The 11,863-nt window shown below is 71.8% G+C and carries 7 protein-coding genes; 4 read left to right on the top strand and 3 right to left on the bottom strand.

Going from position 1 to position 11,863, the window contains the following annotated elements:
- Positions 1-103 precede the first annotated feature (103 nt).
- Positions 104-1,276 (top strand): ROK family protein, encoded by a 1,173-nt coding sequence (locus WBN91_RS12595; RefSeq protein ID WP_337723019.1) that lies wholly within the window; start codon positions 104-106, stop codon positions 1,274-1,276.
- 19 nt (positions 1,277-1,295) lie between these two features.
- Positions 1,296-2,309 (top strand): polyprenyl synthetase family protein, encoded by a 1,014-nt coding sequence (locus WBN91_RS12590; RefSeq protein WP_337723018.1) that lies wholly within the window; start codon positions 1,296-1,298, stop codon positions 2,307-2,309.
- A gap of 61 nt (positions 2,310-2,370) precedes the next feature.
- On the opposite strand, the gene WBN91_RS12585 is transcribed toward WBN91_RS12590, so the two are convergent.
- The 3 genes from WBN91_RS12585 to WBN91_RS12575 form a co-directional block, all read right to left on the bottom strand.
- Complete coding sequence (locus tag WBN91_RS12585) at positions 2,371-5,799, bottom strand: ThuA domain-containing protein (RefSeq protein ID WP_337723017.1); 3,429 nt, start codon at positions 5,797-5,799, stop codon at positions 2,371-2,373.
- A 131-nt stretch (positions 5,800-5,930) separates the two neighbouring features.
- Positions 5,931-6,782 carry a sugar phosphate isomerase/epimerase family protein gene (locus tag WBN91_RS12580; RefSeq protein ID WP_337723016.1) on the bottom strand — a complete coding sequence of 284 codons (852 nt, stop codon included), beginning with the start codon at positions 6,780-6,782 and terminating at the stop codon, positions 5,931-5,933.
- Between the two features lie 115 nt (positions 6,783-6,897).
- Positions 6,898-8,067 (bottom strand): ROK family transcriptional regulator, encoded by a 1,170-nt coding sequence (locus WBN91_RS12575; RefSeq protein ID WP_337723015.1) that lies wholly within the window; start codon positions 8,065-8,067, stop codon positions 6,898-6,900.
- A 213-nt stretch (positions 8,068-8,280) separates the two neighbouring features.
- Between WBN91_RS12575 and WBN91_RS12570 the strand changes: the two genes are divergently transcribed.
- Entirely contained in the window at positions 8,281-10,152 is a 1,872-nt protein-coding gene (locus WBN91_RS12570) for a hypothetical protein (protein ID WP_337723014.1), read from the top strand.
- Between the two features lie 122 nt (positions 10,153-10,274).
- Positions 10,275-11,747: a trypsin-like serine protease gene (locus WBN91_RS12565; protein WP_337723013.1), complete on the top strand. Its 1,473-nt coding sequence runs from the start codon at positions 10,275-10,277 to the stop codon at positions 11,745-11,747.
- Positions 11,748-11,863: the final 116 nt, after the last annotated feature.

Genomic DNA, 11,863 nt, shown 5'->3' with positions numbered 1-11,863 from the left:
ACTATTGGCGAGTGTCAACCAAAAGTCTGCCGCGTGCCGACAAAGTTACGTCGCTTAGGGCAACTTGGTTGAACACTTCCGTTGTTGTGGTTCACTTACCGAGGTGTACGACCACTTCACGACGTCGGCGGCGGGCTCTCCGGGCCAACTCCTGGGCCTTCTGCTCGACGGAACACCCCGCACCCGCGCCGAGCTGACCGCCGAGACCGGGCTGGCCCGCTCGACCGTCCGCGCCCGCCTGGACGCCCTGCTGGACGCCGGTCTGGTCAGCGACCGGCCGGGTGGGGTGTCCACCGGCGGCCGACCGGCGGGCCGGTTCGCGTTCAACGCCCGCTCCCGCGCGGTGCTGGCGGCCGACCTGGGCGCGACCCACGCGACCGTCGCCGTCACCGACCTCAACGGGGTGGTGCTCGCGCGGCGGCCGTTGCGCATCGCGATCGCGGACGGGCCGGACGTGGTGATGTCCCGCCTGGTGGAGACGTGGCGCGAGCTGCTGGCCGACGCGCCCGCCGTGCCGCTGGCGGGCGTGGGGATCGGGTTGCCGGGTCCGGTCGAGCACTCGTCGGGACGGCCCAACCACCCGCCGATCATGCCCGGGTGGGACGGTTTCGACGTGCCGGCGCAGGTCTTCGCCGAGTTCGGCGTGCCCGTGCTGGTGGACAACGAGGTCAACCTGATGGCCCTGGGCGAGCACGCCCGGTCGTTCCCGGACGCCGACCACATGATCGTGGTGAAGGTCGCCACCGGCATCGGGTCCGGGTTCATCAGCAACGGTGTCCTGCACCGGGGCGCGGTCGGCGCCGCGGGCGACCTGGGGCACGTGCTCGCGCCGCACGGCGGCGACACTCCTTGCCACTGCGGCAACACCGGGTGCCTGGAGGCCGTCGCGGGCGGCCCGGCGATCGCGGCGGCGTTGCGCGCCAAGGGGGTCGAGGCGCACAGCAACTCCGACGTGGTGGCGTTGGTGCGGTCGGGCAACCTGGAGGCCAGCCACGCCGTGCGGCAGGCCGGGCGCGACATCGGGGACGTGCTGGCGGGCTGCGTGAGCATGTTCAACCCGTCGCTGATCGTCATCGGCGGCGCCCTGGCGGCGGCCGGCGAGATGCTGCTGGCCGGTGTGCGCGAGTCGATCTACCGCCGTTCCCTGCCGCTGGCGACCGGGAACCTGCGGATCGTGCCGTCGCAGGCGGGCGAGGACGCGGGCGTGCTCGGCGCGGCGGTCATGGTGGTGCAGCACGCCCTGTCCCCGGTCGTGGTGGACAGACAACTCACCTGAACCCGCCCCGGAGGCTGCGATGGCCACACCCGTCACCGGCGCGCGCACCGCGCAGGACGTGCTCGCGTGGAGCCGCGACCTGGTGCGACCGTCGCTGCTGGTCGCGGTGCAGGGACTCCCGGCCTCGGTCCGCCGGGTCGCCGGCTACCACCTGGGCTGGTGGGACCCACAGGGTCGCCCCGCGCGGGCGTCGTCGGGCAAGTCCGTCCGCCCGGCCCTGGCGTTGCTGGCGGCGGAGTCCCGCGGCGCGCCGGCGGGGTCGGCGCTGCCCGCCGCCGTGGCCGTGGAGTTGGCGCACAACTTCTCCCTGCTGCACGACGACGTGCTGGACCAGGACACCACCCGACGCCACCGTCCGACCGCGTGGGCCGTGTTCGGCACGGCGGCGGCCATCCTGACCGGTGACGCGTTGCTGGCGCTGGCCTCCGGGGTTCTGGCGAGGTCCGCCGTCCCGACGACGGCCGACGACCTGTGCGCGGCCGTGCTGTCGCTGGTGGAGGGCGAACAGGCCGACCTGTCCTTCGAGACGCGCGATGACGTGGACCTGGCGGAGTGCGTGACGATGGTCGAGCACAAGACCGCTCCCCTGCTGGCGGCGGCCTGCGCGTTGGGCGGGGTGTTCGGCGGGGCGTCGACGGAGGTCGTGGGGCACCTGCGGGCCTTCGGGAAGTTGCTGGGCGTGGCCTACCAGCACGTGGACGACCTGCTGGGCATCTGGGGCGACCCGTCCACCACCGGCAAGCCCGCGCACGGTGATCTGGTGCGCCGCAAGAAGTCCCTGCCCGTAGTCGCGGCTCTCAGGTCTGGCACCCCCGCGGGAGACGAGCTGGCGGACTTGTACCGCAGTGACGACGCCGACCCCGTGCGCATGGCCGCCCTGGTCGAGCAAGCCGGTGGGCGGGCGTGGAGCGAAGCCGAGGCGTCCCGCCTGTTGGCCGAGGCGCTCGACCACCTCGCCGCCACCGACCCGACTCCCCGCGCCGCCGCCGAACTGACCGCACTGGCCCACCTGATCGTCCGCCGCACCTGCTGAGCACGCCGAAGAGCCCCGGTGCTCGACGTTGAGCACCGGGGCGTTCTTCACGCCGTGGCCGCTAGTTCAGCGTCCACTTCTGGTTCGTGCCGCCGTGGCACGTCCAGATGATCAGCTGCGTCCCGTCGGCCGTCCCGCTGCCGGTCGCGTCCAGGCACTTGGTGCCGTTGCGCAGGGTCCCGTCCGACTGCGCGGACCAGTTCTGCGCCGACGTCCCGTTGCACGTCCACAGCTGCACGAGAGCACCGTCGGTCTGGCTGGCCGCGTTCACGTCCAGGCACTTGCCCAACGCCTGGAACGTCGACCCGACCTGCGTCCACTTCTGCGAGTTGGTGCCGTTGCACGTCCACAGCTGGACCTTCGTGCCGTCCGCGGTGGCGCCGTTGTTCACGTCCACGCACTTGTTGCTCTGCACGCCGACGATCTGCTTGGCCACCGCGCCGCCGCCGGTGCCGACACCCGGCCCGACGTAGGTGATCGAGTCGAGGTCGAAGTTGTTGTTCGACGACGTCTTGAACACCACGAACAACTCCACCGTCCCGGTCGGCCGGGTCACGTTCACCGCGGGCAGGCTGACGTAGTTGTCCCACCCGCCGGTGGAGGTCACCGGGGCCGAGGCGATCAGCGTGCCGGTGGGCGACCCGGCGCGCAGCTCGATCGAGCCGCCGCCGTTGGGCGAGGACACCTTGAACGACACCTGGTCGATCCCGGTGAAGTTCACCGGCTTGAACGAGATCCAGTCGTTGTTGGAGATGTCGCCGATCCGCGCGCCCGACTCGGCGCCGGACTGCGACACCACCCGCACACCGCTGGACCCGGTGAAGAACTCCGCCTGCTTGCGCTTGGGCTGCAACACCACGTTCGCGCCGCCCTTGAGCGACGGCAGACCGGTCGCACCCTTGTCGGCGTACTCCGACGAGATGATGATGTGCGCGTTGCCGTTCTGGTGCTCGGTGTCCGCCACCGCCGCCACGCTCCCCGAACACCCGTTGATCGGGCTGCCCAGCGGGTGCTTGTGCGAGTCGTGGCCGATGTTGCCCTGCGTGACCACGCGGGCGCAGTCGATCGTGCCGTCCTCCGGGTCGGTGACGGTCAACGAGTAGGGCAGGTTGTCGCCCCACTCGAACATGCCGCCGTCGGCCGGGCCGTTGAACCGCACGGTGGGCGCGGTGTTGCCGGAGGTCACCGTGAGGTTCGCCGTGCCGGTCTTGCCGGTCGGGTCGGTCACGGTCAGCTGCACGTTGAACGTGCCCCGCGCGGTGTAGGTGTGCGAGGGGTTGGCGGAGGTCGAGGTGCCGCCGTCGCCGAACGTCCACCGGTAGGTCAGCGCGCCGCCCTCCGGGTCGCGGGAACCCGCGCTGGAGAACGCCACCGTCAACGGCGTCCCGCCCGAGGACGGGTTCGCCGCGGCCTGGGCGATCGGGCTGCGCTCACCGGCGTTGTAGTCGATCCGGAACAGCCCGGCCCCGGGCAGGTGGACGTTGTCGTCCCAGCCCTGGCCCCACGTCAGCAGGTACATCGAGCCGTCCGGGCCGAACTTCATGTCCATCGGCGAGGAGAACGACGTGCCGGCCATGAAGTCGTTGATCTTCAGCAGGTTCCCGCCGGAGTCCGTGCGGAACTCCCACATCCGGTTGCGGGCCCACTCGCCCATGAACGGCACCTGGTCGTAGTAGGCGGGGAACTTCGTCTGCGACGGGTTGTTGGCGTTGTACTGGTAGATCGGGAACGCCATCGGCGCTTCGCCGCCGCTGCCCAGCTCCGGGAACTTGTTGCCCTCGGTCGCGCTGTTGCCGTACCAGACGTCAGCCGCCCGCGCCGCGGGGAGCGTGGTCAGGCCGGTGTTGTTGGGAGAGGTGTTGGTGGGGGCGGAGCAGTTGAACTTCGCGCCCGAGGTGCTGGTGGCGAAGTCGTAGTCGTTGTAAGGGGTGTTGTTGCCGACGCAGTAGGGCCAGCCGTAGTTGCCCGGCGACTTGACGATGTTCCACTCCACCAGGCCACCCGGGCCGCGGTTGGCGTTGTCCGCGCCCGCGTCCGGGCCGTAGTCGGCCACGTAGATCGCGCCCGTGGTCGGGTGGACGCTGAACCGGAACGGGTTGCGGAAGCCCATCGCGTAGATCTCGGGCCGGGTCTTGGCCGTGCCGGGGGCGAACATGTTGCCCGACGGGATGGTGTACGTGCCGTCCGTCTCCGGGTGGATGCGGAGGATCTTGCCGCGCAGGTCGTTGGTGTTGGCGGCAGTGCCCTGCGCGTCCCACCACTTGCGACCGGAGCGCTCGTCGATCGGCGCGTAGCCGTCCGAGGCGAACGGGTTCACGTCGTCGCCGACGCCGACGTAGAGGTTGCCGCCCGGACCGAAGGCGAGGTAGCCGCCGGTGTGGCCGGGCTCGTTCTCCCGCCACATCGGGTAGGTCAGCAGGACCTTCTCGCTGGCGGTGTCGAGGGTGTCGCCGTTCATGGTGAACCGCGAGACCCGGCCGATCTGCTCGGTCGTCGTGCCCGGCGAGTACGCCAGGTAGACCCACTTGTTCGTGGCGAAGTTCGGGTCCAGCGCGATGCCGGTCAGGCCGTCCTCGGAGATCTGTCCACCGCCGTAGACGTTCAGGGTCGCGGCGGTCACCGTGGTGCGGGTGTCCGGCTTGTAGATCTTGAGCTTGCCGCCGTACTCGGTGAAGAACGCGCGCCCGTCCGGGGCCACGTCCACCGCGCCAGGCGCGATCGTGGTCTCGTCCAGCGCGACCTTCTCGAAGCTGCTCCACACGGTCGGGCCGCAGTCCGCGGCGACCTTGCCGCCCGCGGTCTCCACGCCGCCGGCGATGTGCGACTTGAACAGCGGCTCGGAGTAGCTGGAGGACTGGTGGCCCATGCCGGTGGCCCACAACCGGCCGCCCTCGTAGTTGCGGCACCACGAGATCGGGTGGTCGTGGCCCATCGCCGAGCCGCCCGCGTTGTACGTGGTCTCGTCCGCGGTCACCAGGACGTGCACGTCACCGCGCGCGGAGCGGTTGAAGTTGTACCACTCCTCCGTGCGCACCCACCGGTCCGGCAGGCCCGCGCCGGACGGGTGCTTCTTGTCCGCCACCTTCGCCGTGCCCTGGACGATCGCCGAGTGCGCGGTCATGGTCATGCCGAGGAACTGGTCCCACCACGGGAACTGCGCCTCGATGTTCATGTCCGTGGCGTTGTGGATCGCGACCACACCGCCGCCGTTGCGCACGTAGGTCTGCATGGCCGCGCGCTGCGCGTCGTTGTCCCAGACCATGCCGGAGGTCTGGAGCATCACGATGACGTCGTAGGTGGCGAGCGTGGCGTCGTTGAAGACCGACGAGTCCTCGCTCTTGGTCATCTCCCACTGCCGCTCGGACGCGAGCTGCTCGAACATCGCGATGCCGGCCGGGATCGAGTCGTGGCGGTACGCGCCGGCGGCGGTCTTGCTGAACAGCAGGACGTGCAGGCCCTCGGGGTGGGCGGACGCGGTCGGGGTGATCACCCCCGCTACCATAAGCAACGGCGCGACTACTGTGAGTAGTCGCCTGAGTGTGCGGTGCATTGCCACTCCTTCGGGGCAGGTCGAACTTGGCGGTTGTCGAGCCGGCGCGGCGCGAACGCCGCGCCGGGTGGTCAGCGGGTGAAGGCGGCGGTGGCGCCGCGCAGGAAGGCCAGGCCGTCGGCGGCGAGGGCGTTCGGCGACTCGGCGAGCGGCCTCCAGATGGAGGCGGCGGTGGCGATGGTGGCGTTGTCCGGCGTGAACGACTCGATGCACAGCGGGCCGCGGTAGCCGGTCTCGACGAGGGCGCGCAGGATGCCGGGCCAGTCGTGGTGGTCGCGGCCGGGCGTGCCGCGGTCGTTGGCGCACACCTGGATGTGCGCGGTGCGCTCGCCCGCGGCGAGGATCGCCGTGACCGGGGAGGTTTCCTCGATGTTGAGGTGGTAGACGTCCAGCGCCAGGCCGCAGCCCTCCTCGGGCAGGCCGGCCAGCGCTTCCAGCGCCTGCTCGACGGTGTTGATCAGGCTGGTCTCGTAGCGGTTCAACGGCTCGACGCCGATCTTCACCGCCTTCGAGGCCGCGTGCTCGACCACCGGGGCGAGGTTCTCGCGCAGCTGCGCGTAGAGCTTGGCGCGGTCGTCGATGCGCCAGGTCCGACCGACCGAGCTGTACGCGGGGCCGGCCGCCACGGGACTGCCGACGATCGCGGCGACGTCCACCACGTGCCGCAGGTAGTCCTGCGTCTCGGCGATGGTGTCGGCGTCCACCAGCTCGCGGCCGGGCGGCATGACCAGGCAGACGGTCGCCTTCAGGCCCAGCTCCGCCAGCAGGTCCGCCGCGCGGTGCGGGTCCCAGTCACCGGGCTGCTCGACGGGCAGCTCGATGACGTCGAAGCCCTGTTCCCGCACCCACGGGGCCAGCTCGGCCAGCCGCTCGTCGGTCAGCGGGGAGGTCCATACCCACGTGTTGACGCCGATGTCCCACATGTGGGTGAACGTAAGCCAGGTCATATGGCCTGGTCAATACAAAAGGAGCGCTCCCAGTACCTACTTATGTCTACTTCTCGCCAAAAGCCACGTGCTGGGGTTCAGCGCAACCGCTTCAGCTCACCAACTGGACATCCAAGACTTCCGGCGACAGCGCGTGCTTGGCGACCATCGCCGCCGCGCCGAGCACACCGGCCTCCGGGCCGGCCTTTGACGCCACGATCCGCAGGTTCTCCGTGGCCAGGGGCAGGGAACGACGGTAGACCGACTCGCGCACGCCGGCCAGCAGCATCTCCCCCGCCTGGGCGACCAGCCCGCCCACCACGACCAGCGACGGGTTGAACATGCTCACGCACGCCGCCAGCACCTCGCCGATGTCCCGGCCGGCCTGCCGGACCACCTGCCCGGCCTCCAGGCTGCCCGCGCGCACCAGCCGCACCACGTCGGCCGTCGTCGTCGCGTCCACGCCCTGCTCGCGCAGCTTGGCCGCCATCGCCGGGCCGCTGGCCACGGCCTCCAGGCACCCGGTGTTGCCGCACCGGCACAGCACGTCCCCGCCGTGCGGCGCCTGGATGTGCCCGAGGTCGCCGGCCGCGCCGACCGCGCCGCGGTGCAGCACGCCGTTGCTGATCAGGCCCGACCCGATGCCGGTGGCGACCTTGACCACGATCATGTGCTCGGCCTCGGGGAAGGCGGTGGTGTGCTCGCCGAGGGCCATCAGGTTGACCTCGTTGTCCACCAGCACCGGCACGCCCAGCTCGGCGGCGACCAGGCCCGGCACGTCGAAGCCGTCCCAGCCGGGCATTATCGGCGGGTTGTTCGGTCTGCCGGTGGAGTGCTCGACCGGGCCGGGCAGGCCGATGCCCACGCCCGCGACCGGCACGCCGCCCTCGGGCAGCAGTTCGCGCCAGGCCTTGACCAGCAGCGGCAGGATGACCGTCGGGCCGTCGGCGATGTCGAGCTCGATCTGCTCGACGGCCAGCAGCCGGCACCCCAGGTCGGCGACGGCGACCGTGGCGTGGGTGGCGCCGACGTCGGCGGCCAGCACCTGCCGGGCGCCCGCGTGGAAGGCGAACCGGCTGGCGGGCCGGCCGCCGGTGGACACGTCGTCGCCGATGTCGCTGACCAGGCCGGCGGCCATCAGCAGGTCCAGGCGGGCGCGGACGGTCGAGCGGGCCAGGCCGGTCTCGGCCACGATGTCCGCGCGCGTGCGCGGCCTGCCGTCCATCAGCAGGCGCAGCAGGGCCGCGGGCGAGGCGGCGTCGACGGTCGGGGCACTCTCCATCGCTCCATTGTTCCAGACCACTGCTCTTTGAGACCGGCACACGTCATTAGTCCGGCGAGTTGACGAATGCACTCCCGGGACTTCGGCCGGTCGACGGGCAATACACCGCAGCGGGTGTGTGGACTGTTGACGGCCAGTCCGTCCCGACCGGTCGTCGGGCACGCCGATAGCCTCCTGAATCGCACCGACCAGCCCGGGACCACAGGAGCCGAAGTGCCGTACGCAGTGTGGATCGAGCTGTCCGACCCCGATCCACCGGGGTCCGACGACCTCGTCCACGCCCAGCGGCCCGCGCTGATCCTGGAGTTGATCGAGGCGGGCGGTTCCGTCGAGGGCCCCGTGCTCGACCCGGACGACGACGAGGACTTCACCGCGGAGGAGCCGGTCGCGCTGCTGGACGTGCGGGTGCTGACCTACCCGGAGGGCGCGCGGGTCGGGTTGGCCGTGGGTTCGGCGGACCTGCCGGCGGCGCTGGCGGTCGGCCTCGGCCTGGCCCGGTACCTGTCCGGCACGCCGGAGCTGTTCGGGTGGCGGCTGGAGTCGATCAGCGGCGCGAAGGTCGACGCGCCACTGGAACCGGACGTGTGGCTGCCCTCGGTGGAGGACGACCGCCCCCGCTTCCCCGTCGCCGAGCACCTGCCCCGCGAACTCCAGGAACCCGCCGCCCAGTACCTGCTCGCCGCGGCGGCGGCCGACGTCAACGACCCCGCCGGCCGCCGGGCGTGGCGGGTGGACGCGGCCGACCTGGTCACCGGGGCGGTCGAGCACCCGTGGGACCGCGAACTGGTCGCCGCGCTGGGCGGCCTGCTGGTGGCGGCGTGCCGGGCGGAAGGGGTGCGACACCCGCTGGTGGGGCGCGGCGGCGGGGACACCGCGCTGGCCCAGGCCCTGCTGGACGCCGTGCGCGCCGACCACGACCACCCGGCCACCGGGGTCGACCAGGACGGGCTGCGCGGGCACCTGCTGCTGGAGGAGTTCGCCGCCGACCACGACCTCCAGTGGAACCGCGTGGACCCCGACGCCGACCCCGACCTCGCCGAGGAACGGCGACGCGCGCGACTGCGGGCGTTGTTGTGGGCAGGTCTGCGATGCCTGGCGACGATGGGCCGCGACGGGCTGGCAAGCGCCGAGTCGCCGTGGGTGTGGCTCGCGGACCTGGACAGCGACGACGTGGCCGCCGTCGTGGACCACTTCGCCGACCGCGACGCCGAGGAGACCGCCGAGGCGGAGGAGGAGGCCGAGGCGCTGCTGTACGGGGCGACGCAGGCCCACCTGCTGCTGCGCCTGGCGCTGCTGCACCCGGACCTGCTGGCCGCCGACCGCATCACCGCTGCGCACAACGACCTGATGATCTCCACGGAGCCGTTGCAGCACCTGGGCTTCCACGCCCTGACGTCCCTGGGCTCGGCCGCCCTGGACAGGGCCGCGCTGCCCGACCACGCCGTGCCGGCCGCCCACACCGTGCGCTCGGCGTTGCGGGCGGTCGACGCCGAGGAGGATGACGCCCTGGACGACCTGTACGCGGCGATCGAGCGCCTGCTGCCGGCCCGGGGCGTGCCCAACCGCGAGCGGCAGGCGCAGACCAGCGCGTTCCTCGACCTGGTCACCGCGATGGCGGGCGGCGGGGAGGACGCGGCACGGGTGGCGCGGGAGCTGCTGGCGTTCCCGGCGGAGCTGGCGTCCATCGTGGCCGACCTGCCCGACGGCGGCCGGGCCGAGCACACTCTGCGACTGCGGGTCCTCGCGGCGGCGGCCAGCCTGGACCCGGCCGTGGCGGGCGAGGTCGCGGCGGACCTGCCGGCCCTGCGCAGCAAGGACCCCCGCGACGAACCGGCCCTGCACGCCGAGGCCGCCGCGTGGTGGTCGCGGGCGGTCCGGGTCTTCGGCGACGCGCCGGAGGTGGTCACGCAGGCGGCCGAAGGCTGCCCGGAACCCGGGGCTTCCCTGTTGCGCCGGATCACCGCGCCTTCGCCACTGGACGACCTGCCCACCGCGACGGCGGCCGTGGCGGTGGTGCAGGCCGTCTCGGCGCTGGGCATCACCGCGCAGGAGCCCTACTTGCCCCACGAGATCATCACCGGTTGACGTTCGGGCGACGCCCCAGGTTGGCCGGCTGGCCCAAGTTGCCGATCTTCTCACCATTCCCGCCCGTGAGAAGTCGCCGGCCTGTTCAATGAGCCCGTTGCCCGTAAACGTGAGGAGATGTCGTGGGTAGATCACGACGCGTGGGGGCCTTGGTCGCCTCACTCGCCGTCGCAGCGGCTGTCGCGGTGGTCGCACCGTCAGGTGCCGCCGCCGAGCCGCAGCTGCACCGGACCTTGGACCCGAACGCGGTCACGGAGTCCGTGCGGTACCTCGTCAAGACTTACGGCGTGTCCGAGCGGGAGGCGTTGCGCCGCCTGCAACTCCAGGACGACGCCACCCGGCTCGACCAGGTCCTGCGCACGCAGGGCACCTACGGCGGCATGTGGCTGGACCACAACGCCGGCGGTGTCCTGGTGGTGGCGATGACCGAGCCCGCCGACGCCGACCGCTACCTCAAGACGCTGCCCGACCGCGCGAACATCCGCACCCAGGCCGTCCGGTACTCGCTGGCCGACCTGAACGCGGCCCGCGACCGCGTCGCCGCCCGGGTCGGCGCCGGTCCGCAGGCCGTGCACCTGCCGGCGGTGAGCGAGTCGGAGAACCGGGTCGTGGTGTGGGAACGCGGCTGGGTCGCCGCGGAGAAGCGCACCCGACGCGCCGCCGACGTGACCGCCGAGTCCGAGCACGCCCGCTCGGCGATCGCCGCCGAGCCCGCCGACCTGGTCGTCCAGCGCACGCTGGTCAAGCCGGAACCGATGGCCACCCCGAACGTGAACTGGGGCTTCTGCCACCCGCTCTACTGCACCGGCTACGGCCCGATGCGCGGCGGCCTGCGCCTGGACATGAAGCGCGACAACGGGACCTGGGGCGGGTGCACGGCCGGGTTCAACCTGCGTTCGACCGGCGGCGGCTTCCCGGGCAAGCCGTGGGTGCTGACCGCGGGCCACTGCATGGCCACCAAGACCAACAACGTGCCGACCCAGCACAACGGCAGCTCGGTGCTCCAGCAGCACGGCATCGAGAAGAACTCGTACCCGTACGACTACGCGGCCCTGCCGTACGTCGACCAGGCCACGGCGAACACGTGGCTGGAGAACCACACCAACCGCAACCGCGTGCTGAAGTACTGCCGCAACGGCGGCATGGACAGCAACGCCGACACCCCGTGCGGCCAGCAGGCCACGTCGGTGGACGAGTACATCACCGGCACCCACACCCTGGCGGAGGTCAAGGCGGGCTGGGTGGTGTGCGCGACCGGTTCGGGTTCGAGCGCGGTCAACTACCCCGACTCCTATGACAGCGGCGCGGGCGCGGGCTACCTGGCGGGCACGCGCTGCGGCCGTGTCCTGTCCACGGACGTCGGCATCAACACCGACATCTGCGCCCGCCCCGGCGACAGCGGCGGCCCCCTGTTCAGCCAGGTCGACCACACGGCCCTGGGCATCCTCGAAGGCAGCCAGCAGAGCCGGTCGGGCGCTTGCCAGGCGGGCGAGCTGAACAACTACGTGCCGATCAGCACCGTGCTGGAGGACCTGAACGCACGAATCGCCGGCCAGGGCTCGGTGTTCTCGGTCATCACCACGCCGAACGGCTGACGGACAAGCACTAGCCCGATGCCCCCTGCCCGCACGCCGGGCAGAGGGCATCGCGCATCCGACACCAAACCCAGCGGCCCGGCAGCCCAGCGGAGGCTGATAGCCAGCGGCGGGCG

It is taken from the genome of Saccharothrix sp. CCNWYY140 (genome assembly GCF_037401995.1).
Taxonomy (GTDB): domain Bacteria; phylum Actinomycetota; class Actinomycetes; order Mycobacteriales; family Pseudonocardiaceae; genus Actinosynnema.
This window is presented reverse-complemented; position numbering and strand designations above follow the sequence as displayed.